This is a genomic window from Pseudoclavibacter sp. RFBJ3 (genome assembly GCF_002931375.1).
Lineage (GTDB): Bacteria > Actinomycetota > Actinomycetes > Actinomycetales > Microbacteriaceae > Pseudoclavibacter.
This window is the reverse complement of sequence record NZ_PSXZ01000015.1, coordinates 174416-199262: the sequence shown is the minus strand read 5'-3', so window position 1 is coordinate 199262 and position 24847 is coordinate 174416. Positions and strand designations below refer to the sequence as shown.

General features: G+C 68.8%; 28 protein-coding genes. 22 read left to right on the top strand and 6 right to left on the bottom strand.

Annotated elements, in window-relative coordinates; genetic code table 11:
• Positions 1–33 precede the first annotated feature (33 nt).
• Positions 34–507 (top strand): CinA family protein, encoded by a 474-nt coding sequence (locus C5E07_RS14720; RefSeq protein WP_104300253.1) that lies wholly within the window; start codon positions 34–36, stop codon positions 505–507.
• Between the two features lie 49 nt (positions 508–556).
• Here the strand turns inward: C5E07_RS14720 and C5E07_RS14715 are convergent, their stop codons facing one another.
• Positions 557–967 carry an ATP-dependent DNA ligase gene (locus C5E07_RS14715; RefSeq protein WP_146080613.1) on the bottom strand — a complete coding sequence of 137 codons (411 nt, stop codon included), beginning with the start codon at positions 965–967 and terminating at the stop codon, positions 557–559.
• Positions 968–1240: 273 nt separating this feature from the next.
• Between C5E07_RS14715 and C5E07_RS14710 the strand changes: the two genes are divergently transcribed.
• The 8 genes from C5E07_RS14710 (at position 1241) to C5E07_RS19560 (ending at position 7855) form a co-directional block, all read left to right on the top strand.
• Positions 1241–2128, top strand: coding sequence for an SDR family oxidoreductase (locus C5E07_RS14710; RefSeq protein ID WP_104300621.1), 888 nt, complete (start codon positions 1241–1243; stop codon positions 2126–2128).
• A 271-nt stretch (positions 2129–2399) separates the two neighbouring features.
• Entirely contained in the window at positions 2400–2927 is a 528-nt protein-coding gene (locus tag C5E07_RS14705) for a GNAT family N-acetyltransferase (RefSeq protein ID WP_104300249.1), read from the top strand.
• A gap of 83 nt (positions 2928–3010) precedes the next feature.
• Entirely contained in the window at positions 3011–3259 is a 249-nt protein-coding gene (locus C5E07_RS14700; protein ID WP_104243911.1) for a hypothetical protein, read from the top strand.
• 107 nt (positions 3260–3366) lie between these two features.
• On the top strand, positions 3367–4596 hold the full coding sequence (locus C5E07_RS14695) for a serine hydrolase (protein ID WP_104300247.1): 1230 nt from the start codon (positions 3367–3369) through the stop codon (positions 4594–4596).
• Positions 4597–4664: 68 nt separating this feature from the next.
• Positions 4665–5933 carry a sensor histidine kinase gene (locus C5E07_RS14690; RefSeq protein WP_104300245.1) on the top strand — a complete coding sequence of 423 codons (1269 nt, stop codon included), beginning with the start codon at positions 4665–4667 and terminating at the stop codon, positions 5931–5933.
• Positions 5930–6589 (top strand): response regulator transcription factor, encoded by a 660-nt coding sequence (locus C5E07_RS14685; protein WP_104300243.1) that lies wholly within the window; start codon positions 5930–5932, stop codon positions 6587–6589. The genes C5E07_RS14690 and C5E07_RS14685 overlap by 4 nt, the downstream gene beginning before the upstream one ends.
• A 131-nt stretch (positions 6590–6720) precedes the next feature.
• Positions 6721–7374 carry a hypothetical protein gene (locus tag C5E07_RS14680; RefSeq protein ID WP_146080612.1) on the top strand — a complete coding sequence of 218 codons (654 nt, stop codon included), beginning with the start codon at positions 6721–6723 and terminating at the stop codon, positions 7372–7374.
• 7 nt (positions 7375–7381) lie between these two features.
• Positions 7382–7855, top strand: coding sequence for a hypothetical protein (locus C5E07_RS19560; RefSeq protein ID WP_181058064.1), 474 nt, complete (start codon positions 7382–7384; stop codon positions 7853–7855).
• Positions 7856–7887: 32 nt separating this feature from the next.
• Here the strand turns inward: C5E07_RS19560 and purB are convergent, their stop codons facing one another.
• Together purB and C5E07_RS14665 are read right to left on the bottom strand one after the other, a co-directional pair.
• Complete coding sequence (gene purB / locus C5E07_RS14670; RefSeq protein WP_104300241.1) at positions 7888–9270, bottom strand: adenylosuccinate lyase; 1383 nt, start codon at positions 9268–9270, stop codon at positions 7888–7890.
• Positions 9267–9821, bottom strand: a complete 555-nt coding sequence (locus C5E07_RS14665; RefSeq protein ID WP_308471370.1) for a low molecular weight protein-tyrosine-phosphatase — start codon at positions 9819–9821, stop codon at positions 9267–9269. The genes purB and C5E07_RS14665 overlap by 4 nt, the downstream gene beginning before the upstream one ends.
• A 198-nt stretch (positions 9822–10019) precedes the next feature.
• Between C5E07_RS14665 and C5E07_RS14660 the strand changes: the two genes are divergently transcribed.
• Both C5E07_RS14660 and C5E07_RS14655 read left to right on the top strand, forming a co-directional pair.
• On the top strand, positions 10020–10373 hold the full coding sequence (locus tag C5E07_RS14660; RefSeq protein ID WP_104243897.1) for a hypothetical protein: 354 nt from the start codon (positions 10020–10022) through the stop codon (positions 10371–10373).
• Positions 10370–11836, top strand: a complete 1467-nt coding sequence (locus C5E07_RS14655; RefSeq protein WP_104300237.1) for a hypothetical protein — start codon at positions 10370–10372, stop codon at positions 11834–11836. Before C5E07_RS14660 ends, C5E07_RS14655 begins: the two co-directional genes overlap by 4 nt.
• 9 nt (positions 11837–11845) lie before the next feature.
• On the opposite strand, the gene C5E07_RS14650 is transcribed toward C5E07_RS14655, so the two are convergent.
• Positions 11846–12268 (bottom strand): phage holin family protein, encoded by a 423-nt coding sequence (locus C5E07_RS14650; protein WP_104243893.1) that lies wholly within the window; start codon positions 12266–12268, stop codon positions 11846–11848.
• A 189-nt stretch (positions 12269–12457) separates the two neighbouring features.
• Between C5E07_RS14650 and C5E07_RS14645 the strand changes: the two genes are divergently transcribed.
• The 8 genes from C5E07_RS14645 to C5E07_RS14610 all read left to right on the top strand — a co-directional run bounded on the left by C5E07_RS14645 (position 12458) and on the right by C5E07_RS14610 (position 20768).
• On the top strand, positions 12458–13588 hold the full coding sequence (locus C5E07_RS14645) for a thiamine pyrophosphate-dependent dehydrogenase E1 component subunit alpha (protein WP_258063975.1): 1131 nt from the start codon (positions 12458–12460) through the stop codon (positions 13586–13588).
• Positions 13589–13650: 62 nt separating this feature from the next.
• Positions 13651–14616 (top strand): alpha-ketoacid dehydrogenase subunit beta, encoded by a 966-nt coding sequence (locus C5E07_RS14640; protein ID WP_104244172.1) that lies wholly within the window; start codon positions 13651–13653, stop codon positions 14614–14616.
• A gap of 33 nt (positions 14617–14649) precedes the next feature.
• Complete coding sequence (locus C5E07_RS14635; RefSeq protein WP_104300232.1) at positions 14650–16080, top strand: dihydrolipoamide acetyltransferase family protein; 1431 nt, start codon at positions 14650–14652, stop codon at positions 16078–16080.
• Positions 16081–16660: 580 nt separating this feature from the next.
• Complete coding sequence (locus tag C5E07_RS14630) at positions 16661–17758, top strand: metal ABC transporter substrate-binding protein (protein WP_104300230.1); 1098 nt, start codon at positions 16661–16663, stop codon at positions 17756–17758.
• The gene (locus C5E07_RS14625; protein WP_104243885.1) at positions 17755–18564 is read left to right on the top strand and encodes a metal ABC transporter ATP-binding protein; all 810 of its coding nucleotides are present in this window, start codon (positions 17755–17757) and stop codon (positions 18562–18564) included. Before C5E07_RS14630 ends, C5E07_RS14625 begins: the two co-directional genes overlap by 4 nt.
• Positions 18561–19469, top strand: a complete 909-nt coding sequence (locus tag C5E07_RS14620) for a metal ABC transporter permease (protein WP_181058062.1) — start codon at positions 18561–18563, stop codon at positions 19467–19469. Before C5E07_RS14625 ends, C5E07_RS14620 begins: the two co-directional genes overlap by 4 nt.
• A gap of 2 nt (positions 19470–19471) precedes the next feature.
• On the top strand, positions 19472–20308 hold the full coding sequence (locus tag C5E07_RS14615) for a metal ABC transporter permease (protein WP_104300226.1): 837 nt from the start codon (positions 19472–19474) through the stop codon (positions 20306–20308).
• Position 20309: 1 nt separating this feature from the next.
• The gene (locus C5E07_RS14610) at positions 20310–20768 is read left to right on the top strand and encodes a Fur family transcriptional regulator (RefSeq protein WP_104300224.1); all 459 of its coding nucleotides are present in this window, start codon (positions 20310–20312) and stop codon (positions 20766–20768) included.
• Positions 20769–20811: 43 nt separating this feature from the next.
• On the opposite strand, the gene C5E07_RS14605 is transcribed toward C5E07_RS14610, so the two are convergent.
• Positions 20812–21792, bottom strand: a complete 981-nt coding sequence (locus C5E07_RS14605) for an aldo/keto reductase (RefSeq protein WP_104300222.1) — start codon at positions 21790–21792, stop codon at positions 20812–20814.
• 114 nt (positions 21793–21906) lie between these two features.
• Between C5E07_RS14605 and C5E07_RS14600 the strand changes: the two genes are divergently transcribed.
• Complete coding sequence (locus C5E07_RS14600; RefSeq protein ID WP_104300220.1) at positions 21907–22176, top strand: hypothetical protein; 270 nt, start codon at positions 21907–21909, stop codon at positions 22174–22176.
• A gap of 27 nt (positions 22177–22203) precedes the next feature.
• Here the strand turns inward: C5E07_RS14600 and C5E07_RS14595 are convergent, their stop codons facing one another.
• Positions 22204–23034 carry a nitrilase-related carbon-nitrogen hydrolase gene (locus C5E07_RS14595; RefSeq protein ID WP_104300218.1) on the bottom strand — a complete coding sequence of 277 codons (831 nt, stop codon included), beginning with the start codon at positions 23032–23034 and terminating at the stop codon, positions 22204–22206.
• A 153-nt stretch (positions 23035–23187) separates the two neighbouring features.
• Here C5E07_RS14595 and C5E07_RS19555 point away from each other — a divergent pair, with 153 nt between their 5' ends.
• Together C5E07_RS19555 and C5E07_RS14590 are read left to right on the top strand one after the other, a co-directional pair.
• Complete coding sequence (locus C5E07_RS19555; protein WP_181058060.1) at positions 23188–23361, top strand: hypothetical protein; 174 nt, start codon at positions 23188–23190, stop codon at positions 23359–23361.
• The gene (locus tag C5E07_RS14590; RefSeq protein ID WP_104300216.1) at positions 23358–24845 is read left to right on the top strand and encodes a cytosine permease; all 1488 of its coding nucleotides are present in this window, start codon (positions 23358–23360) and stop codon (positions 24843–24845) included. The genes C5E07_RS19555 and C5E07_RS14590 overlap by 4 nt, the downstream gene beginning before the upstream one ends.
• The last annotated feature ends 2 nt before the right edge of the window (positions 24846–24847 follow it).

The window sequence follows — 24847 nt, the reverse complement described above, 5'->3', positions numbered from 1 at the left end:
GTCCCCTGGAGAGTACAGCTCTAGCGTGTCCGGATGACGAAACACGACGATCGGGAACTTGTCGAGCTCATTGCTGACCGGCTGCAGGCGAGAGGGTTCTCGTTGGCCGCTGCTGAGTCGCTGACCTGCGGACGGCTGGTCTCATCGCTGGGCCGTGGGCCGGACGCGAAGACGTGGCTTCGCGGTGGGATCGTGGCCTATCAATCCGAAGTGAAGCAGCAGGTGCTCGGGGTCACACCGGGACCGGTCATCACGGCCCGCTGTGCCGAGGAACTCGCCGTCGGCGCGGCGAGGGTGTTCGCGGCCGACCTGGCGATCACCACGACCGGTGCGGGTGGACCAGGGCCCGAGGAGGGGGAGCCGGCAGGGACGGTCTACCTCGGCTGGAGTGTCGAAGGAGCTGTGGGCAGCGAACGCTTCGAGTTCGATGGGGACCCCGACGACATTCTGAGCCAGACGGTTTACGCCGCGCTCCAACAGCTCGAGGTCCTGCTCCGCACTGAATGAACCGTATCCGCGCCGCGCACCACGAGAATGCGAGCGCCGACGCCGCCTCCTACGAATCGGACCCGTGGGATCCGCCCGAGTGGCTCAGTTGGCTCTGTGACTGAGGCCTCCCCGCCTTCGCAGGGGGTCTGCGTTGGCTGAGGTGTGCCGCAGCACGCTCGGTCTGCGGTTCCGGAGTGAGGCGCATCCCGGCGTGCGAATCAGCCGTATCGATGATCGCCCGCAGCCAATCGGCATTGACATTCGGAAGCCGACTGCCGAGGAACCGGAACCGCAGCTCGATCGACGGCGATATCCACAGCGTTTCGCGACCCCCACCCCGTGACACAGGGCGCGGGTGGGAGAACGCGAAGCTCTGCCCTGCACGGAGCAGACCCGTCATCGCGATCTTCAGATGTGCGAGCGCGCGATCGTTGATCTCCACGGAGTGGTCGCTGCTGCCGTAGTAGAGAAAACCCAAGACCAACCCTTTCCACCACCCTCAGGAACCAGACAGGTCGAGAGCCCGTCCGCTTGGAGCGTTCGCTGAGGCCAGCATGGCCGTAGCCAGTGCTGCTGCTTCTTTCTTCGATCAATTCTTGCGCTCAGCGGCAGAATCGCCTGGAGTCTTGACCTTTCGCCGCAAGGCCCACTCAGATACGCGCGGCGGCCGCGGCCTTCGCCTCATACTCCCGGTGTCGGGCTTCGTCAAGCACCGCGTCGGATCGGAGGGTGCGTGCGTATGGTCCAGATCATGAGCCAATACGACAAGAAGAACCCTGTCGACCTCTACCCGATTCCGCCGTTTCCAGAACAAGAGCAGTCGCTCCCGGGGCTCGCGCAGAAGATGACTCCGAAACCGGACCACGGTGAGCAGAGCTACGTGGGGCTCGGGCGCCTCAAGGGCTTTCGTGGTGTCGTGACCGGTGGAGACTCCGGTATCGGCAGGGCCGCGGCCATCGGCTTGAGCCGAGAGGGTGCCGATCTCGTCATCACCTACCTGCCGAGCGAGCAAGCTGACGCGGAAGAAGTGCGCGATCTCCTCGAGGGCGAGGGGCGCAAGGTCGTGCTCATTCCCGGGGACATCAGCGACGAGGAGTTCTGCCGGGCCCTCATCGATCAGGCGGTCGAAGAACTCGGCGGCCTGGACACACTGGTCATGGTCGCAGGCCACCAGGAAAGCCACGGCGACATCGCCACGATGACGACCGAGAGCATCGACCAGACGCTGAAGACGAACGTCTACTCCCTGTTCTGGCTCACCCAGGCCGCGCTGCCGCACCTCGAACCGGGATCCTCGATCGTGACGACGGGTTCCATCCAGGGCGCGGAACCGTCTCCAGACAAGCTGGACTACGCGCTCACGAAGGGTGCGATCGGTGTCTTCACGGCAGGACTCGCGCAGCAGCTCGCCCCGAAGGGCATCCGCGTCAACTCTGTCGCACCTGGCCCCATCTGGACGCCACTTCAGCCTGCCTCTCAGGACGGGCAGCGGGTCGCGCACTTCGGCGAGGAATCACCGTATGGCCGGCCTGGGCAGCCAGCGGAACTCGCGGCTGCGTACGTGCACCTCGTGAGTCCCGAGTCGAGCTACACGAGCGGAGCGACGATCACGGTTGCCGGAGGGACACCCGCTTTCTGAGTCGGCCTGAATGCGACGGTGTGGGCGGGACCAGGTCGACACGGTGCTGCGCCTGCCATGCGTGCTCGGCCAGCTCAAGTCCTTCCGGTTTTCAGAGGCCTTCGAGACGCTGCGCGTCGACGGACGAGGAGGTCCACATGGAATCTCACCAGCCTCAGGCGGTCGCGGGAGCGCCAATCCAAGACTGCGTTCCTGGCGTCGCCGACGTTAACGTGGAAATGTACGCACTGACCGGAGTCAGCCCACTTCTTCGCACTCGAAGGGAGCTTTCATGACCTCTCCTGAAGCAACGTCCACTTCTCGGCCCTCGATCCGCCAGCTCGACCAGCCCGGGGACCTCGCCTGGGTACTGCTCACTCACAAGGTCTTCTCGGACTCCTTCGAGGATGGCCGCACCTACGAACGTCTTGTCGCGCACGCCATCGAGGGCTATGCCGCCGTCGAGGAACGCGAGCGTGAAGGGGCATGGATCGCCGAGCTCGACGGAAGACGCGTGGGGTGCATCTTTTGTATGCCAGGGGAGGACGGCGAGGCCGCCCTCTTGCGGCTGCTGATCGTCACACCCGACGCGCGGCGCCTCGGCATCGGCCGGGCACTCGTCGAGACTGGCATCGACTTCGCCCGGCGACGAAACGCGCCAAGTGTCGAGGTCTGGAGTGCCCGGGAATTCACTGCCGCCGCTGGTTTCCTCCAGAGCGCTGGCTTCTCCCTGCTCTCCCAGGAGCTCGACCCGCGATTCGAACGGGACGTCGTCGGGCAGCGATGGGCTCGCCCCCTCGAGGCCTTCTCCACTCGCTGAGCGGCGGATGTTCCCCGCGACCGAGCGTCGCGGGGTGTCGACGGGCACATATTGGTGTCGGGAGAGAATGAGACACTGCCGTGATGACTGAGCAGACCCCGCATCTCGTGACTCTCGACCTGACCGACGAAGATCGCCACTCCGTCCTCATCAACGCACTCCAGGAGTACGCCGACGCCGCCCTCGACAAGGTCGAGCGCCCGGAGAGCACCACCGCGGAGCGCGACCACTTCCAGATCGTGGCGACCACCGCCCAGGGCTTCGTCGACGAGATTCTGGCCGCAAGCGGTCATGCAGCTCCGGTCCCGGCACCTGATCTGTCCTCGACCTGACGATCGCGCGGACCCGGAGCCCCGAAGGCCGCTGACTGGCCGCGTGGGCAGGCGCGACTGTTCGCATGGATGGGGTGCCAAGCGGCGCGTTTCGTCACGCTGGATGCATGGAAACGCAACGAACCGCAGACGCACACCCCACCGATCCAGCAACGAACGTTCGAAGCGGCAAGCCCAGGAAGGCGACCGCAGTGATCGCCGCTGCCGGCGTGCTCGCCGCCGGCGCGATCGGCGTCGGTGCGTGGTCGAACGCTGCCAACGCCGACGCCAGTCCGGATCCGCACGAGGCGACGATGCAGGCGCTCGTCGACGCGGGATACCCCGGCGTGCTCGCATCCGTCACCGACAGCGAGGGCAGGACCTCGAACCTCGCTCTCGGAAAAGGGGACATCGCCACGGGGGAGGCGCCGCCCCTGGACGGGGAGGTGCGCATCGGCAGCAACACGAAGATGTTCGTCTCGACGATCGTCCTCCAGCTCGCCGATGAGGGGCAGGTTGCCCTCGACGAGCCGATCGACACGTACCTGCCCGGTCTCATCACGGGGGACGGGGTCGACGGCACGAAGATCTCCGTGCGCCAGCTCCTCCAGCACACCGCTGGCCTGCCCGAGTACGCGGACAAGATCGCGGCGGACGCGTTCGGCGCGCAGGAGACGTACATCTCTCCCCGGGCCATGCTCGATGTCGCGTTCGAGCGGCCCGCGGCGTTCGCTCCAGGGGAGCGGTGGGGATACAGCAACACCAACTACCTGGTGCTCGGACTCATGATCGAGGCCGTCACGAAACGGGCACTCGCCACCCAGATCGACGAGCGCATCGTCGCGCCGCTCGGCCTCGAGCACACCTACCTGCCCGCGCCAGGCGAACGGCAGCTGCGCGGCGAGCACCCCCGCGGGTACCACGCTGAGACGGCCGGCGACCTCCGGGACATCTCCGAGCTGGACCCCGCGTTCGGCTGGGCCGCCGGCGCTCTCGTGTCCACGCCGTCCGAGCTCAACACCTTCATGCGCGCCCTCCTCGACGGCCGACTCCTGAGCGAGGCGGCGCTCGCGGAGATGCAGACGACCGTCCCCGCCGGGGATGAGCTGACCCCTGGTGCCGCGTACGGCCTCGGCCTGCAGCGCTACCCGCTGTCCTGCGGCGGAGTCGCCTGGGGGCACGGGGGAGACATCCCCGGAACGCAGACCCGCAACGCCATCGGCCCGGACGGCACCGCCGTGACGATCGCCGTCACCGCGCTCCCCTGGGCGGTCGTCTCGCCCGACGACAACGAGCGGCTTCTCGCGCAGTACCGCATGGTCATCGATGCCCTCGACGAGACGCTGTGCGGGCAGTAGCGGACGACGAGTTCGCGCCGGGTGATGGCCTCGTCAGGGGCCACCACCCAGCGTGGTTGAATCGGGTCATGCGCTCATCGCCGCGGAACTCGGCCGTGATGGTCGCCCTCTGGTCGGTGACGCCCAGTCTCCTCGTGCTGGCGGGTGCCGTCGGATTCCTTGCGATCGGCACCTGGGATCGCGCCCTCTTCGCGTCGGTCCCCGGAACCGGGTCACCGCTGGTGCTGGCGAGCCTCATCGCCGTCCAGGCGCTGCTGCTGTGGCCGAGCCGCTTCCGCCCGCTGCCCGTGTTCGCGGCGATCGTCGGCATCGATCTCGCGATCCTCGGCACGACGGCCGGGGAGCTCGGCATCGGCGCGCTCGCCGTGGGCGTCGCGTCGTACCGGGTCGTGCGGCAGCTGCCCCTCAGGGCGGCGCTCATCGCACTCGGCGTCGGGGCGGCCGCGACGACCACGGTCGGTGGCGTCGCAATGCTGCTCGGGTCACGCGAGGCGCCGCTCGTCCTGACCGCCACGCTTCTCCTGCGCATCCTGCTCCTCTACGTCCTTCCCGCGGGCATCGCCGACTACGTGCTCGGTCGGGAACGCTTGACGGATGCGCTCCGAGAGCAGGCGCGCATGGCCGAGCAGCGTCAGGCGGAACGGGCCCGCGGCGAACTCAGGGCGGAGCGCGCTGCCCTCGCACGCGAACTCCACGACATCGCCGGCCACCACCTGTCGGGCATCATCGTCAGCGCGCAGGCGGCAACCACCCTGACCCGCTCCGACCCTGACCGGGCGAGGGCCATGATGCAGGGCATCCAGGACGACGCACGCACGACGCTCGTCGATCTCCGGCGCACCGTTGGACTGCTGCGCAGCGACGACGATGACGAACGCACGGGCGGCCCTGAGCGCCCGAGCCCCACCCCGAACCTGGAGGGGATCGCGACGCTCGTGGATGCCGCGCGGGAGCGTGGTCAGGCCGTCGACTTCCGTGTAGCCGGTGCGCCTCGACTGCTCGGCCCGCTGACGGAGGCCACCGCGTACCGCATGGTGCAGGAGTCATTGGCGAACGCGGCACGTCACGCCCGGGGTGCACGCAGCGACGTCAGCGTGCGGTTCGGTGACGACGGCGTGGAGATCATCGTCGCGAACGCGCCAATCAGGCCCGGAGCGGATGCGGTCGTGCCACCTGCGCCCGCGCAGCCGGGGTACGGGCTCTCCGGCATGGCCGAACGAGCCGAGCTCGTGGGTGCGACCCTGAGCACTGGACCGACGAGCGACGGCGGGTGGCGGAATGCACTCACGATCCGTGGCACGTGCCAAAGCCCGAACCGTGACAGGGAGATCTCATGATCCGTATCCTCATCGCCGACGACCAGGCGGTCGTGCGCGCCGGGCTGTCGGTGATCCTCGGCGCGGAGCCCGACTTCGACGTCGTCGCCGAAGCCGTCGACGGTGCAGAGGCGGTCCGGCTCGCTCGCGAGCTGAGCCCCGATGTGGTCTGCATGGACATCCGCATGCCGGGAACCGACGGCATCGCTGCGACGCGGATGATCGCTGCAGAACCGTCGCTCGACGCTGCGGTGCTCATCCTCACCACCTTCGACGTCGATGCGGACGTGTTCGCGGCGCTCGAGGCCGGGGCGGCCGGGTTCCTCCTCAAGGGCGCGGATGAGGCGACGCTGCTCGCCGCGGTCCGCTCGGTCGCCGCAGGGCACGGGACGCTCGACCAGCGCCTCACCAGGCGCATCCTCCACGAATTCGCCGAGCGGCGGCGGCCCGTGTCGCAGCCAGCCCCGACGGCCGGGGTCGAGTTGACGGAGCGGGAACTCGACGTCCTCGGGCTCCTCGCGCGCGGCCTGTCCAACGCGGAGATCGCCGGTGAGCTGTTCGTCGAACCCACCACGGTGAAGTACCACCTCGCGGGGCTCCTCCAGAAGACCGCGTCGAGGGACCGCCTGCAGGTCGTGCTCTGGGGCATCCGCGCGGGCCTTCTCGATGTCCGCTGAGCCCAGTCGCAGCGAAGCGCGGATGACGTGCCCTGACGGCTGCCAGGTTGCAACACGGTGACGTCGTCCCGCGCCGGGGAGCCGTGCGGTACCGACTGGGTAGACTGGCGGCAGATCGTGAGGAGCGAACGATGACGATGCAAGTGGGGCCTACAGCAGTCCCGGAACGCCTGTGGATGTCGATGATCGCCCGCGCCGTGCCCGCGCTCATCATCGCCGCCGTCATCACCTTCTCCCAAGACCACTCTGCGGCGTTCGGGTTCATCACGTTCGGTGCGTTCGCGCTCGCATCCGGCGTGCTCATCGGCTTCGAAGCCGTCGGCTTCAAGGACCACCCGGCGCGCGCGCTCACGTTCGCGCGAGCCGTCGTCTCAGCGCTCGCCGGAGGCTTCGCGCTCTTCATGGGCACCGCAGAGACCGAGCACGCGACCGCCGCCGCGTTCATCGCGACCGTCGCCACCTGGGCCCTCGTCACGGGAGCGCTCGAACTCATCAGCGCCCGCGTGGGCCGCGCCACCAAGTTCTTCTCGCGCGAGGTGCTCATCACCGGCGCCGTCACCGTGCTCCTCGGACTCCTCGTCGCGATCATCCCGCCAGACCTCCGCGTCGACTACGGCGGAATCGAGCAGGTCGAGGGCACCCTCACCGCATCCGTGCAGACCGTCGGCTACGTCGGCGCCTACCTCGCAGTGCTCGGCGTGCTGCTGGTCATCGAGGGGATCACCCTCCGCGGCATCCTCGCGGATGCGCCGGCCGCCGAGCCAGAACTCACCAAGAAAGCCTGATTCCCCAGTGACACAACCCAAGCGCCGCGCGCTCATGAAGCCCTTCGAGCTGCTCGGCATCTCCGCCGTGATGGCGGGCTTCGTGCTCCTCATCCTGCTGCTCACGACACAGGACTTCCTGCTCGGCATCATCTTCGCCGGTGTCGCCTTCATCGTCTCGATCCTCGTGCTGGCGATGCTCGTGCTCTCCTACTCGCCGAACCCCGAGAACGAGATCTACCTCGACCGCTTCGAGAACGCAGAGCAGGGCGTCTCCCGCAGCGACGAAGGCGAGCAGAGCCGCGCGGCCACGCAGGCGGCGGCCGCAGACGAGACGGTACCCGTCGTCGACGAGGCTGCAGCCGAAGCGGAGCCCTCGGAGCGCATCGACGCACCGGAGCAGGCCGCGGCGACCGAGGAGCCCGCAGCCACGCTCCCGGCAGATGCAGAAGAGGCCCCGCTCGACGAGACGACGTCGAACGAGGCCCCAACCAGCAAGTAGCTGGAGAACCAGCGGGCGTTCCGCCCGCGCGCTCAGCTCAGGTGGTCGACGAGACGCGACGAGGCGCCCGTGTAGCTGCCGGGCGTGAGGGCGAGGAGTGAATCCTTCGCCTCCTGGCCGATGTCGAGGCCCGTCACGAACTCCACGAGATCGGCCTTGCCGATGCGGCGGCCGCGCGTCAGGTCCTTCAGCACGGCGTACGGGTCGGCGATGGATGAACGACCAGCGACGATCTCGGCTCGGATGACGGTCTGGATCGCCTCGCCGAGCACCTCCCAGTTGCCGTCGAGCTCGTTCGCCAGCAGCTCCTCGTCGACGGCGATCTCGCGCAGTCCACGCGTCACGTTGTCGAGCGCGAGCAGTGAGTGGCCGAACGCGACACCGATGTTGCGCTGCGCGCTCGAGTCGGTGAGGTCGCGCTGCAGGCGCGAGGTGACGAGCGTCGAGGCCAGCGAGTCGAGGAGAGCGCTCGAGATCTCGAGGTTCGCCTCCGCGTTCTCGAAGCGGATCGGGTTGATCTTGTGCGGCATCGTGGACGAGCCCGTCGAGCCGGCCTGCGGGATCTGACGGAAGACACCGCGCGAGATGTAGGTCCACACGTCGGTGCAGAAGTTGTGCAGGATGCGGTTGAAGCGCGACACGTCCGAGTACAGCTCGGCCTGCCAGTCGTGCGACTCGATCTGCGTGGTCAGCGGGTTCCAAGTGAGGCCGAGGCCGCTCACGAACTCGTCGGCAAGCGTCTCCCAGTCGGTGTCGACACTTGCCGCCTGGTGCGCGGCGAAGTTGCCCGTGGCACCGGCGAACTTCCCGAGATACGAGGTTTCCTCGACGCGCTTCAGCTGGCGGCGCAGTCGGTGTGTGAACACGGCGAGCTCCTTGCCCAGCGTGGTCGGCGTCGCCGGCTGGCCGTGCGTGAGCGACAGCAGGGGCACATCCCGCAGCTCGACGGCGAGCTCCGCGATGCGGTCCGCGAGACCGGAAGCCGAGGGGAGCCAGACGTCGGTGACGGCGTCGCGGATGGTGACCGCGTACGAGAGGTTGTTGATGTCCTCGCTCGTGCAGGCGAAGTGGGTGAGCTCGGCGAGCTCGCTCAGCCCGAGCTCCTCCAGGCGGGCGCGCACGTAGTACTCGACGGCCTTCACGTCGTGACGGGTGCGAGCCTCGACCTCGGCCAGCTCGTCGATGTCCTTCTGGCCGAAGTCGGTGACGAGGGCACGCAGTGCTGCGGCCTTGTCTGCATCGATCTTGTGCGAGCCGAACATCTCACGGTCGGTGAGGAACAGCAGCCACTCGACCTCCACGTGCACGCGGGCACGGTTCAGCGCGGCCTCGGAGAGGTGCTCGCCGAGACCTTCGACGCTCTTGCGGTAGCGCGAGTCGAGGGGGCTCAGCATCTGGGGAGGGAGGGGGCTCATTGTGCTCCTTGGGACGAGGACGATCCGGCGCGCGCCGTCAGCGCTGCCCGGACGACCGGCTCGATCTGACGAAGAAGCTCCTCGCACGCGCTTGTGATCATGTCGCGCACGTGGTCGAAGAGCTGATCGTTGCCATAGTACGGGTCTGGGACTTCCGTGATCCCGCCCGGGGGCGCCGGGTGGAAGGTGAGGAGGGGCTGCACGAGCGAGCGTTGCTCGTCGTCGGAGGCCCACGCCTTGAGGATGCGCCGCTGGCCGCGGTCGAAGGTGATGATGAGGTCGAACGTGTCGAACCAGTCGACCTCGAACTGCTTCGCGCGATGGTTCTCCGCCGTGAACCCGGCCCGCTCGAGCGCGGACTGCGTGCGGGGGTCCGCCTTCTCGCCCACGTGCCATTCGCCGGTTCCCGCCGAGCTGATGCTCACGGCGCTGCCGAGGCCGATCTGCTCGACCATGTCGCGGAAGATGACCTCCGCCATCGGGGAGCGGCAGATGTTGCCGGTGCAGACGAAGATGATGCGAAAGACCGCGTCCTTGCTGTTTTTCGCCATGACGCCCATTGTCACGCATTCAGCACCGGTTCGCGTGCGTGTTCACCCGCTCTTTCGCTGCCCGTCGGAGCGAAGCCGCACTCTGCAGGCATCCGGCCTGTGGATGCGCGTCCCTCCACACCCGTGGGCGTGCATGCGTCGCCGCTTCTCCTGCCGCCGCAGGATCGGAGTCTCCGACGCACGAGAGGACCACCGCGAATGCCAGAGACCACGTCTTTCGTTCCCATCGCACCGTCGACGATCGGCCAGACACTGCCGTTCGTCGATGCCGCGAGGGAGCAGATCATCCACGCCCTGCAGCTCATCGCCCTCGACAACGCTCGCGCCCTGTACGCCTTCGGCTCGGGCACCACCGATATCTGCACGGGCCTCAGGCTGCTCGCGGTCTCCGACGCGTGGAGCTCGCCAGCGCAGCGCTGCCTTGCCATCGAGGCCGAGCTCCTCGCCGACGCGATCGGACTCGTCGCGACCGCCGCAGGGCTCGCCGAGGCCGAGTACCGCCGAGCGCATGGGGCATTAGGTCTCGAGCTCGAGGCGTTGGGGGCCCGATGAGCGGCGAGCTTGTCGTCGTCGGGCCCAGCGACGTCCGCGCCGTCGCCGTGCGCGCCGGGCTCTTCGCCGACGACTTCGAAGCGCTCCGCACGATCCTCGCCGGTCAGGAGTGGCTGCCGCCGTCCGTATGGCTGAGCGGCTCGGGCCTCACATTCGCTGCAGCGGCGGCGCAGGCCGAGGTCGCCTTCTTCGGAGGGGCGCCGCTGGAAACCCAGCTGTCCTCGCTGGGCGAGCGCATCCAGCTTGCCGCCGAGCTGTACGAGCGGGCCGAGGCGGTCTCCGCGGCCGTCGTCCAAGCAGCGGGCGCAAGCGCCGCCAACTTCCTCGGACGCTCGTTGCCGCTGACGGTCGCGCTCCTCGGCCCGGCGGCTGGAATCGTGGCGCTCGCGGCTCTTGCGGGGGAGGCTCCGACGCTGAGCGACCCGCGGGTGCAGGAGCTCATCCGCGTCACCGTGGAGAACGCCGACGACTTCGCGCTCGGGATGCTCGGCCTCCCGCCGGTCCCCGGCGCCGACGGCAGCACTCTCGTGTCGTGGGCGCTCGCCGGGGCAGGTGTGGCGGGGCTGACCCCGAGCGATCGCTTCAGGGTGGGGAGCGCCAGCGCTCCGCTCGATGGCAGAGATGCGGCTCCCACGGGACTCCAGTCGCTGGTCGCCGCCATCCCTCCCTCGGTCGACGGAGGGCCGCAGGTGCGCGTCACGAGCTACGTCGACGCGGCCGGAGCCCAGCTCTACGAGGTCGCGATCACGGGCACCTCGAACCAGTCGTACGGCACGACGGGGAACCCCTTCGACCTGGCCGGCAACCTCGCGGCGTACGCGGGGATCGACTCGCAGTCGGTGTCCGCCGTCCTCGCTGCGATGGCAGAGGCGGGTATCGAGCCGGGCGATGCCGTCGTGTTCGCCGGCTACTCGCAGGGTGCGCTCGTCGCTGCGTCGATCGCCGGGCTGGGGAGGTTCGACACGAAGGGCCTCGTCTCGATCGGGGGTCCCATCGACGCCGAACGGCTGAGGGCGCAGCTGCAGCACCAGCAGGCTGATGGTCGGGGCGATGATGCGTCGCCCGGGAGCCGAGCCCCGATCATCGAGATCCAGCACCGGGAAGACCCGATCGTCGGCCTACAGGGGCTCGCCCCAGACGGCGAGGATTCAACGGTCGTGCTCGCCGAGGCCGATGCGGTGACGCCGTTCGACGACGACCCGCTCGCCGCCCACGCGCAGACGCGCTACCTCGAGACCGCCGGCATGGCCGACGCGAGCGGGGTGCCTTCCCTGGATGCGGCCCGCACGGACCTCCTCGACGTCTACGACGGCTTCGAGCTCGACGAGTCGAGGCTCTACACGGTTGACCGGCTCGACCCGCTTCCGGAACCCGGTGAGGCCATCGACGAGGTGAATCGTCTCATCGAGGAGAAGTTCGCGCCCATCACGAGCAACCTCAAGCCAGACGACATCAAGATCTGAACGCCTCGATCAGGCTTCCCGACGGCGACGCTCATCGCTCTTGAGCTTCGAGTCGGCACCGCGCACCCAGCCGCCGAGCACCGCGGTGACCACCGACATGATGAGCGCTGCGAGCACCGCCCACCAGAAGCCGGAGACCTCGATGCCGAAGCCGATGCTGTCGCTGATGACCCCGACGAGCCAGAACAGGAAGCCGTTGACGATGAACGAGATGAGGCCGAGCGTGAGGATGTAGAGGGGGAACGCGACGACACGCACGACCCCGCCCACCACGGCGTTCACGACGCCCCAGATCAGCCCGAACAGTGCGAGCGTGCCGATGACGCCCCAAGTCGACTCCTCGAACGGGATGACCTGGACATGCGCTTGCAGGATGAGGGTCACGACCCAGAGGGCCACGGCGTTGATGAGGATGCTCAAGATGGCTCGCATGCCCCCATTCTCCCCGATCCTGCGGTGAAGCGGCTGGGGCGCTCGCCCGCCTCGTGTCGTCGATGCCGTGCAGGGTCGGCCCGAACTGTTGGAGGATTTCTCCTGAACGGCCATGGGGTGGAGAACTAGACTGGCGAAATCTCGGGCAACCGCATGCGAGATCGGAACAGCAGGAAGGCGCCACACGACGTGACTCCAGGCGACGAGACCGTGCAGATCCTCACTCCAGAGGGAGAGGTGAAGCCGACGAAGGCCGCCGAGCCCTTCCTGGAGCAGCTTGAGCTGCTCACCACGGAGGACTACCTTCGCGCCTATCGCGACATGAGCTACGTGCGGGCGTTCGACCGTGAGTCGACCATGCTGCAGCGCCAGGGACAGCTGTCGCTGTACGTCCCCGCCGAGGGACAGGAGGCCGCCCAGATCGGCTCCGCCTACGCCATGCGCCCGCAAGATGCGGTCTTCCCCTCTTACCGCGAGCACGGCGTCGCCTTCGTGCGCGGCGTCGACCTCGTCGACGTGCTGCGCCTGCTGCGCGGCGTGACCCACAGCGGATGGTCGCCGGAGGGCCACGGCGTGCGCCCCTACACGCTGGTCATCGGCTCGCAGACCCTCCACGCGACGGGCTACGCGCTCGGCCAGAAGTTCGACGGCGCCACCGGCACCGGCGACCTCGACAAGGACGAGGCGACCGTCGTGTACTTCGGCGACGGCGCGACCAGCCAGGGCGACACCAACGAGGCCTACATCTTCGCGACGAGCTACCAGGTGCCGCTCGTCTTCTTCCTGCAGAACAACCAGTGGGCCATCTCCGTGCCCGTCTCCGTGCAGGCCAACAACCCGCTCTACAAGCGCGCGGGCGGCTTCGGCATGCCCTCGACGCACATCGACGGCAACGACGTCATGGCGAGCTTCGCCGTCACGCGCGCGCACCTCGAGCGGGCGCGCGCCGGCGGTGGCCCCGGCTTCATCGAGGCTGAGACCTACCGGATGGGCGCCCACACGACGACGGACGACCCCACCAAGTACCGCACGAGGGACGAGGAGGAGTCGTGGCGCCGCCGCGACCCGATCGCCCGCCTCGGCGCGTACCTGCGCGCGCAGGACGTGGGCGAGGACTTCTTCACCGGCGTCGACGAGGCAGCGAAGGACTACGCGGCCGACGTGCGCCGCGGCGTCTTCGAGATCGAAGAGCCCGACAACGACTCCATGTTCGAGAACGTGTACAGCGACGCGCATCCGCAGCTCGAGGAAGAGAAGCAGTGGCTGCGCCGGTACGAGGCGTCCTTCGATGACAACGCGAGCCAGGAGGCAGCCCGATGACCGACGTCGCCACGAGCACCACAACGCCCGAGTCGCAGACGGATGCGCCAGAGACGGTCACCATGCCGCTCGCGAAGGCCATCAACGCGGGGCTGCGCCGCGCCATGGAGGACGACGACAAGGTCGTGCAGCTCGGTGAGGACATCGGCACGCTCGGCGGTGTCTTCCGCGTCACCGAGCACCTGAAGCGCGACTTCGGCGAGAACCGCGTGCTCGACACCCCGCTTGCGGAGTCCGGCATCATCGGCACCGCCATCGGCCTCGCCATGCGCGGCTACCGGCCCGTGTGCGAGATCCAGTTCGACGGCTTCATCTTCCCCGGCTTCGATCAGATCACGACGCAGCTCGCGAAGCTCACGAACCGCAACGAGGGCCGCCTGCAGATGCCGGTTGTCATCCGCGTGCCCTACGGCGGGCACATCGGCGCCGTCGAGCACCACCAGGAGAGCCCTGAGGCATACTTCGCGCACACCGCCGGACTCCGTCTCATCTCCCCGTCGACGCCGAACGACGCGTACTGGATGATCCAGCAGGCCATCAAGAGCAACGACCCCGTCATGTTCTTCGAGCCGAAGAGCAAGTACTGGCAGAAGGGCGAGGTCAGCCTCGCCGCCCCCGCTGCTGGGATGCACGCGAGCCGGGTCGCCCGCGTCGGCACCGACGTGACGCTCGTCGCGCACGGCGCCATGACCGCGGTAGCGCTGCAGGCGGCGGCGGTCGCCGAGGCCGAGGGCATCAGCCTCGAGGTCATCGACCTGCGCTCACTGAGCCCCATCGACTACGCGCCGATCGTGGAGTCCGTGCGCAAGACGGGTCGCCTCGTCATCGCGCAGGAAGCCCCCTCGAACGCCAGCATCGGCTCCGAGATCGCCGCGACCGTGCAGGAGCGAGTGTTCTTCTCGCTCGAGGCGCCCGTGCTTCGCGTGTCGGGCTTCAACGTTCCCTTCCCGCCAGCGAAGCTCGAGGCGAGCTACCTGCCGGACGCAGACCGCATCCTCGAAGCCGTCGACCGCTCGCTCGAGTACTGAACCAAGCCCGCACAGATAGAGGCAAGCACACCAATGAGCACCGAGAACTTCGAACTCCCCGACGTCGGCGAGGGACTCACCGAGGCCGAGATCGTCTCCTGGCACGTGAAGGCCGGCGACAGCGTCGAGCTGAACCAGACGCTGTGCGAGATCGAGACGGCCAAGTCGATCGTCGAGCTGCCCAGCCCCTTCGAGGGGCGCGTCGTCGAGCTCTTCGCGAGCGAGGGCCAGACCGTCGACGTGGGCAAGCACATCCTCTCCATCGAGACCGCAGGCTCCTCGAGCAGCTCCGAGGTGCCCGCCGCGCCTGAGGCACCGGCTGCCGACCTCGAATTCGATGCGGCACAGGCGGATGCGGCTTCCACCGTCTCCAGCGAGGGCGCCGAGTCCGGCGCCAACTCGGTGCTCGTCGGCTACGGACTCGGTGACGCGCCCACGACGCGCCGACGCAAGAAGTCGGCCGTACCAGCCCAGCCGACGCGCCCCGCGCAGATCCCCGCCCCGGCTCAGCCGTCGCATCGCCCGGCCGCGCAGGCTCCCGCTCCAGCGTCTGGGGTAGCGCGGACGCAGGTCCGCCCAGGGTCGGTGCCCGCCGCATCCGCGTCGCCGATCATCGCGAAGCCCCCGATTCGCAAGCTCGCGAAGGACCTCGCCGTCGACCTGTCGCAGGTCGAGCCAACCGGGCTCGCCGGTGAGACGACCCGCGACGACGTCATCCGCCACGCGCAGCAGGCGAGTGTCTTCAAGAACCTCGAGACCCCCATCTGGGGCGAGGTCCGCGAGGAGAAGCACCCCGTCAAGGGCGTGCGCAAGGCAACGGCGAACGCCATGGTCTCGTCGATGTTCACGGCACCGCACGTGACGCTCTTCACCGACGTCGACGCGACGCGCACGATGGAGTTCGTGAAGCGCCTCAAGGCGTCGCCCGACTTCGCCGGCGTGAAGGTGTCGCCGCTGCTCATCGTGGCGCGAGCCGTGATGTGGGCGATCCGCCGCAACCCGATGGTCAACGCCGCGTGGACCGACGAGGAGTACACGGTCAAGCACTACGTGAACCTCGGCCTCGCCGCCGCGACCCCGCGTGGGCTCATCGTGCCGAACATCAAGGATGCGCACGCCATGACCCTGCACCAGCTGGCGCAGGCCATCGAGCAGCTCACGTATCGCGCCCGCGACGGGAAGACGCCGCCGACAGAGATGCGCGACGGCACCTTCACGATCACCAACATCGGGGTGTTCGGGATGGACACGGGCACGCCCGTCATCAACCCCGGCGAGGTGGGCATCCTCGCGCTCGGCACGATCAAGCTGAAGCCGTGGGTGTTCGAGGATGAAGTTCGCCCCCGCATGGTGACGACGCTCGGCGCTTCCTTCGACCACCGCCTGGTCGACGGGGACGTCGCGAGCCGCTTCCTCGCCGACGTCGCGACGATCGTCGAGGAGCCTGCGCTGCTGCTCGACTGAGCCCCGCTGGCCGCGGTCGGACGCGTCCGCCCGCCCGCCCGCGCCCGCAACGGCGGCCAGAGTTGTGGCTAAACGCTGTTCCGCGTTCGCCAAGGCGCACTTCGCCACAACTCTGGTCACTGGTTGCGCCGGCTCCGGGGAGGCGTGCCCCTCGCGCGTGCCCCTCGCGCGTGCCCACCGCGTTGCACAGAGTTGTGGCGGGGTGTCGTTGGCGCGGGTCTTAGCAGCGTCTATCCACAACTCTGTGCCCAGTTACCGAGCTACCCAGCCGCCGGGGCGCCCGGGCGCGGGCTCGGTTCCCGGCCCGTGAGGTGAGGGCGGATGGGGAGATCCGCGCTCGCCGCGTTGCACAGAGTTGTGGCGGGGTGTCATTGGTGCGGGTTGCAGTAGCGTCTATCCACAACTCTGTGCCCAGCCACCCAGCCACCGAGCTGCCGGGCTGCCGGGCCGCCGGGCCGCCGGGCTGCCGGGCCGCCGGGCTGCCGGGCCGCCGGGCAGCCACGGGACCCACCGAGCTACCGACCGCAATTCCCAGCCCGCGCAATTGACATTGATTCTCAGTACGAATTACACTCCACGGGTGAACCTTCGCTCTCCTGCCCTCATCGCCCTCGCCGGCCTGTCCACCCTTGCGCTCGCGGCCTGCTCCGGTCCGACCGCGGCAACCGACAGTGCCGCGGCACCCACCGCGGAGGGCGAGTCGTTCACCGTCGTCGCGACCACCACGCAGGTCGCCGACTTCACCCGCGAGCTCACCGAGGGCCTGAACGTCGAGGTCACGCAGCTGCTGCAGCCCGGCATGAGCGCGCACAGCTTCGAGCCGACCCCCGCCGACCTCGTCGCGCTCGGCTCGGCCGATCTCGTCGTCTCGAGCGGCGCTGGACTCGAGGAGTGGCTCGACGCGGCCGTCTCGTCGAGCGGCTACTCGGGCGAGGTCGTGGATGCCTCGGCCAACGTCACGCTGTCGGGCAGCCACGAGCACGAGCATGGTGAGGAAGAGCACGCCGAGGACGAGCACACGCACGCCGAGGGCGAAGAGCACAGCCACGAGGAGGAGGCGCACGCAGAGGGTGAGGCGCACACTGAGGAGGCGCACGCCGAGGGCAACCCCCACACGTGGACCTCACCCGCGAACGCGAAGCTCATGGCGGCTGAGATCGCCACGCACCTCGAGGAGCTCCCCGGCATCGACGCCGCCGCGGTGCAGGCGAACGCCGACGCCTATGACGCCGAGCTGACCGAGCTCGACACGTGGATCGCAGCGAACGTCGACGCCGTCCCCGAGGCCGAGCGGGTCATCGTCACCAACCACGACGCGCTCCACTACTACCTCGACCAGTACGGCATCACGTTCGTCGGCTCGATCATGCCGAGCTTCGACGACAGCGCCGAGCCGAGTGCCGCGGAGATCGACTCCCTCATCGCCGAGATCAAGGAGCACAACGTGAAGGCCATCTTCACCGAGACGCAGCTCTCCCCGCAGAATGCGGAGACCATCGCGGCGCAGACCGGAGCGAAGGTGTTCTCGGGTGAGGAGGCGCTGGCGACGGATGCGCTCGGCGAGCCGGGAACCCCGACGGGCACGTATGTCGGTGCGACGGTGCACAATACTCAGATGATCATCGATTCCTGGGGCGCCACCGCGACCGACGTGCCTGAGGTGCTCGCGCAGCAGTGACGCATCCAACCCCGCTCGTCTCGTACCGCGACGCCTCCATTGCCTATGGCAGGGAGGCGCCTGCGTTGACCGGTGTGTCGTTCGAGCTGGGTGAGGGCGACGCGGTCGCGCTGCTCGGCCCGAACGGCGCGGGCAAGTCGACGCTGCTGCAGTCGCTGCTCGGTCTCCTGTCGACCAGCGGCACCGCGGAGGTGCTCGGCTCGGCTCCGGGGTCTCGCGCGTCGGAGGTCGGCTACCTGCCGCAGTCGACGCACATCGACCCCGACTTCCCCGTCTCGCTCCGCCAGGTCGTGATGATGGGCCGCTACCGGCGCATCGGGCTGCTCCGGTGGCCGCGAGCAGCTGACCGCGAGATCGTGCGTCGCGCCATCGAGACGGTCGGGCTCACCGAGCTCGCCAACACGACTTTCGGGGAGCTGTCGGGGGGTCAGCGGCAGCGCGGCCTGCTCGCTCGGGCGCTCGCCACCGAGCCGAGGCTCATCCTCCTCGACGAGCCGTTCAACGGCCTCGACCGCGCCAATCGGGATGCGCTCATCGCGACCCTGCGCCGCCTCCGAGAGACGGGGGTCGGCATCGTCGTCTCCACGCACGACCTCGAGCTCGCGCATGAGGTGTGCTCCCACGTGCTGTTGCTCAACGGCAGGCAGATTGCCGGCGGGCCCATCTCGGAGGCGTTGACGGATGCGGCGCTCGCGGCGGCGTTCTCCGGCACGTCCGCAGACACCGAGGCGCACGGCGGCGCCCACGGCACGGTCTGCGCGCCGGGCGGCGACGACAGCGACGATCACGAGCGGGCCCGGGTGTGACCGATCTCTCCGTCCTGCTGCAGCTGCCGTTCGTGCAGAGCGCGGCCGTCGCCATCATCGTGCTCGCGGTCGCGAGTGCCATCGTCGGCACGGCCCTCGCGTTGCGCGGCCTCGAGTTCCTCAGCGATGGCCTGGTGCATTCGGTGTTCCCCGGCGTCGTGATCGGCTTCATTGCGGCGGGCACCGACGGCGTCTACGTCGGCGCCGGCATCGCGGCCCTGATCGCGACGGTTGCACTGACCATCGCCTCGGCGCGTGGCATCGGCTCAGACGCGACCATCGCCGTGGTCCTCGCCGGTGCGTTCTCCCTCGGCATCGTCATCGTCTCGCGCAGCGTCGACTACGCGTCAGGACTCGAGCATCTCCTCTTCGGGCAGCTCCTCACGGTCTCGAGCGCTGACATCGTCGCGATCTGCGTGCTCGGCGGCGCCGCCGTGCTGCTGGTCCTCGGCACCTGGAAGGAGCAGCTGCTCGTCTCCTTCGACCGCAAGCAGGCGCAGGCGTCCGGCATGCGGGTGCTCGCCTACGAGCTGGCGCTGAACATCGCGATCGCGCTCGTGGTCGTCGCAGCCGCACGTGCGGTCGGCAACCTGCTTGTGCTCGCCCTCCTCATCGTGCCGGTCGCCGTCGCTCGCCTCGTCACGCGTCGGGTCTGGGCGATCGCCGTGGTTTCGCTCCTCGTGTCGGTCGGCTGCGGGCTCGTCGGCCTCTGGGCTGGCCTCTGGCTGTCGCTGGATGCTGGCATCCAGGCTTCCCCGAGCGCCGTGCTCGTGCTCGTGCTCGTCGCGCTGTACCTCGTGGTGGTCATCGTGACGAGGCTCACCGCGTTCGCCGCCGCCCGCCGCCGAGCCGCCGCCGCCGCTGCTGGCCGTGCCCCCGCATCCGCTGCCGGGGTGGTCTCGTAGCCATGGACTACTTCGCTCTCGCGCTGCTCACGGGCACGCTGGTCGGCCTCCTCAGCGGTCTCGTCGGTGTGCTGGTGCTGCTGCGCCAGCGTGCCTTCTACACCGTCGCCCTCACGCACGCGACGTTCCCCGGCGGTGTCTTCGCGGCCGTCGTGGGCATCAACATCGTCGTGGGCGCATCCATCTTCAGCCTGCTGCTCGTGGCGCTCATGGCCGCGCTCTCGCGAGTGCCGCGGCAGGGCAAGCAGGTGGCGGCCGGCATCATCCTGAGCTTCGGCTACGCGCTCGGCATGCTCTTCGCGTCGCTCAACCGCGGCCAGTCGGTGCGCGTCGACTCGTACCTGACGGGGTCGATTCTCGCCATGAACCCCACCAACGTGTGGCTGCTCGGTGCGGCGCTCGTGATTGTCCTCGGCGTGTACGCGCTCTTCGGCAAGCAGTTGCTGTTCTCGAGCTTCGACGCCCGCGGCTTCCGCGCGGCCGGCTTCCGCGAGGGAGTCTGGGATCTCGTGGCGCTGGCGCTCATCACGCTCACGGTGGTCGTCGCGATGCCGGCGATCGGGTCCATCCTCGCGATCGCCATGATCGCGGCTCCCGCGGCGGCGGCCAGGCTCCTCACGAAGCGCATCGGGTGGATGCTCGCCCTGTCCTGCGCGTTCGGCGTCACCGCCGCCGTGGTCGGCCTGCAGGTGTCCCGCACCCTGTCGTTCGCGGCCGGCGGGTCGATGGCGCTCACCGCGGTCGCGATCTTCGTCATCGCGCTGCTCGCGAAGGGCGTCGTCGACCGGTTCGCGCAGGGCGTCTCGCAACGCGCATCCGCCCCCGGTATGGTCGGCTGATATGAGTGACGAGACGAACGTCGAGGGCGGCGCGACCGCCGGTGCTGCCGCGGCCCCCGTCAAGAGGAACACCCGTCAGCGCGAGGCCGTGCGCCGCGCTCTGGCCGAGTCGTCGGAGTTCGTGAGCGCCCAGGTGTTGCACCAGCGGCTGTCGGCGGCTGGCGAGCGCATCGGGTTGGCGACCGTGTACCGCACGCTTGGCACGCTGAGCGAGAGCGAGGAGGCCGACTCGCTGCAGAACGCCGAGGGGGAGGTCGTCTACCGCGCCTGCGTCATGGGCGAGCACCACCACCACCTCATCTGCCGCAACTGCGGAGCGGCCGTCGAGATCACGGCTGACCCCGTCGAGCAGTGGGCGTCGAGCGTCGCCGCGAAGCACGGCTACACGCAGGCGAGGCACGTCGTCGACATCTTCGGCCTGTGCCCGAAGTGCACGGCTGCAGCTGCGGCGTCCGCCTAAACCGCGCGGGGCGACCCCGCAGTGGAGCCGCCCGCGAAGCCGCTCACCACCGGGCGTGGACCGTCTGGCGGAAGAACCGGTCGTAGATCTCGTGCACGTTCGCGTCGAGATCCGCGGGCAGCTCGAGCGAGGCGGCGGATGCGTTCGACTCCGCCTGCGCTCGGTTGCGTGCGCCGGGGATGACACTCGTCACCCCGTCTTGCGCTGCGACCCAGGCGATGGCCGCCGCGGTGGAGGAGATGCCCTCGGGAAGCGCCGCGGTAAAGGCCCGGGCCGCCTCGACGCCGGTGCCGAAGTCGACGCCTGAGAAGGTCTCCCCGACGTCGAAGGCGCTGCCGTCGCGGTTGTAGGTGCGGTGGTCGTCGGCCGAGAAGGTCGTTTCCTTCGTGTACTTGCCGCTCAGGAGGCCGGAGGCGAGGGGCACTCGGGCGATGATGCCGACGCCAGCCTCGCGCGCTGCCGGCAGCACGAGGTCGAGCGGCTTCAGGCGGAACGCGTTGAAGACGATCTGCACGGACGCGGTTCCCGGCCTGGCGATCGCGGCGAGGGCCTCATCCGCGGTCTCGACGCTGACGCCGTAGGCGGCGATCGCACCTTCAGCGACGAGTGTGTCGAGAGCGTCGTAGACGGCATCGTTCGAGAACACGGGGGTGGGCGGGCAATGCAGCTGCACCAGATCCAGGGTGTCGACGCCCAGGTTGCTCCGCGAGCGGTCCGTCCAGGCCCGGAAGTTGTCGAGTGTGAACTCGGCGGGGTCCTGTGGGCCCCTGCGTCCCATCTTCGTGGCGACGAAGACGTCGGCGTTCGGGTTCTCGCGTCGGAACGTCCCGATCAGCGTCTCGCTCCGACCGTCACCGTAGACGTCGGCGGTGTCGAAGAAGGTGACGCCGCTCTCGACGGCGGCGCTGAGGACGTCGAGCGCTGCGTGCTCTTCGACGTCACCCCAGTCGGCGCCGAGCTGCCAGGTGCCGAGGCCGACGATGGACACTGGGCGGCCGGTACGGCCGAGGGTTCGCTGAAGCATCCCCGATGCTAACGCGCCGCACCTGACCTAGGCCCGTATGACCCGTGGCCGCAGCCGACACCCGCGGCCGACTCGTCGACGTCGCGTCCAGTTGCCGCTCGTAGGGTTGTGGGCATGAAGCCCGAGCAGGAAGCCGCTCCCCAGCAGGTCGCCGTCTGGTACTTCGTTGCCGCCACCTTCATCTTCGCCGGCCCGGCGCTCATCGCGGATCTTCCCGTCTGGGTGCGCATCGCGTCGCTGGTCGTCGGCCTCGTGCTCGTCGTCTTCGGCGGGCGGCAGCTGGGCCGCGAGACGGCGGCCCGCCGACGGTCGAGGGATGCGGCGCGGCCCGAAACCCAGGACGGCTCGGCGTCCGACCCGATCGGGCCGACGAGCGACCGGTAGGCGTGCAGCTGGCCGAGATGTGCGGGGCTAGCGGAAGTCGCGGAGGTCCTTCAGGTACGTGTTGACCTCGCGGGACTTCGCCACCTCCGAGGGCGTGACCTCAGCGCTCAGCAGCTCGGTGTCGTCGCGACCGGCGATGGCGAGAGTGTTGCCGTAGGGGCTCGCGATGCAGCTGAGCCCCGTGAATCCCGGACCCGAGTGGTTCGCGTAGGCGATGTACAGCCCATTCTCGAGGGCCCGCACGGGCACCATGTGCGTCGAGATGACCTCGGCGTTGTACGAGTGCCCCGGCTGGTCGCCCGCGACGTCGCCCGTCGACGGGACGGCCGTCGGGATGAGCAGTGCCTCCGCGCCCGCGACCGCGGCACGTCGAGCGATCTCGGGGAACTCGATGTCGTAGCAGATGGCGAGCGCGACCCTGAGGCCCGCGACCTCGACGACCTCGGCGGCGGCATCCCCGAGGTCGAAGACCCGCTGCTCCTCAGCGCCGAAGAGGTTCGACTTGCGGTAGCGGGTGAGTTCGTTGCCGTCGCTCGCGAAGAGCGAAGCCGAGATGAAGCGGCGCTCGGTCGTGGCGTTGGCGGCGAACCCGGCTGAGCGTTCGATGGTGTGCTCGACCGTGGATGCGACGATCGCGATGCCGGAGTCGGCGGCGATGCGTGCGATCTGCTCGCGGATGGCCGAGCCGTCCTCGCCGGCGACTCGCTCTGGCGCATAGCCGGTGGCGAAGAGCTCTGGCGTGACGAGGATGTCGGTGCCAGCCTCGGCCGCTCGCCCGGCGAAGGAGCGGAGAAGGTCGAGGTTCTCCTCGACGGCGCCGACGGCGCCCTGTGCCTGCAGTACGGAAATCAGCGCCATTGCCAGCCTCACATCGTCGTCGTGGTCGCTCGGATCTCGAGCCTGCCGTGTCTCTCGAAAAGTAGTTCTTGACATGGCCGGGGGAGCAGCCTCAGGATAGCCGAAACCGAAAGTAATTCGGTTCTTCTGGATTCGACGACGAAGGCTGGACCCATGGACATGCGCGACCCGGAGATCACGGCAGATCTCGCGAGACGACTCGACTCTATCGCGACCGCCGAAGCCGGCGACATCGCGCACGAACCCCTGAGCGGCCGTGACATCGGCCTCTTCGCACTCACCTGCGTGGCCCTCGTGGCCGCTGGCGCCCTCGTGGTGATCCTGTGAGCGGCGGCGCCGGGCGAAAGGTCGAGGGTGCGTCCACCGAACTCGACCAAGCGGCGACGTTCGGCTCGCTGCCGCTCCTCAAGAAGGAGCGCATCTGGTCCGGCTGGGACTACAGCTGGGTGAACCTGAGCCTCGCGATCGCGACCTGGGCGTTCCTCGTCGGCGGTTCGACCGCGCTGCTCGTCGGCTTCCAGGACGGCATCGCCGCGATGGTCATCGGCAACGCGATCGGCCTCGGCATCATGGTGCCGGCCGCCACGGCGGCGAGCGCACGCTTCGGCGTCGAGCAGTACACGATCCTCCGCCCCGTGTTCGGGCTCATCGGCGTGGGCGTGCTCGTCTTCACGGTCATCCTCGTCACCGAGATGGGCTGGTCGTCGCTCCTCGCCATCATGGTCGGCCGCGCCGTCACGCAGGTCGCCAACGGTGCCGCAGGCACCGACTTCGGCTCTGGCAGCCTCCTCGTCACGGTTGTCGGCCTCGTCGCGATCCTCATCGCGTGGCTCATCCTGTCGCGTGGCCCCGTCACGATCGGCAAGCTCAACCGCTTCGTCGCCCCGGGCCTCGTGCTCGTCACGGTCTTCATGCTGTTCTTCCTCGTCTCGAACACGTCCTGGGAGGCGCTCTTCGCAGCCGAGCCCCTCGCGCCGTTCGAGGAATCGCAGCTGAACTTCATGCTCGCCGTCGAGTTCAACGTGGCCGTCGGCTTCTCCTGGTACCCCGTTATGGGCTCCATGGCGCGCATGACCCGCTCGCCCAAGGCGGCGCTCTGGCCCGCGTTCACCGGCCTCATCGTCGGCACGCTCGTCGCCCAGGTCGTCGGCATGGCCGCGGCGCTCACCCTCGGCGACTCCGACCCGACGGTGTGGATGCTCCCCCTCGGCGGTCCGATCCTCGGCGCGTTCATGCTGCTGTTCATCTCGTTCGCCAACATCACGAGCATGTCCTCCATCGTCTACTCGACGGTGCTCGCGATCAGGCAGGCGAGCGGCAACCTCCTCGGGCGCGTGCCCTGGCCGCTGCTCTGCGGCTCGTTCTTCGTGCTCCCAGCGATCCTCACGTTCTTCCCGGACTTCATGTACCAGCAGTTCATGGTGTTCGTCACGATCTCCGGCGCCTTCCTGGCCGCCATGTGCGGGGCGATCCTCGCCGACTACTTCGTGCTCCGACGCCAGTGGGTTCGCCTCCCCGACCTCTACCGGCTCCGAGGCGAGAGCGCTTACCACTTCACGGGCGGCGTCAACTGGGCCGGCATCATCTCGGTTGTCGTCGGTGCGGCGTTCTACCTGTGGATCTACAACCCGGTGACGCTCGAGACGCATCCGCTCTTCCTGATCCTCACCGCCTCGGCTCCAGCCACCGTGCTCTCGGGCGGCGTGTACCTGCTGCTCGCCCAGCTGCTCTACCGGCGCCGCGGCGTCGGCGCGTTCTCGGACACGGAAGCCACGACCACTCACCAGACGACCACCCGGAAAGGGGTCTGACC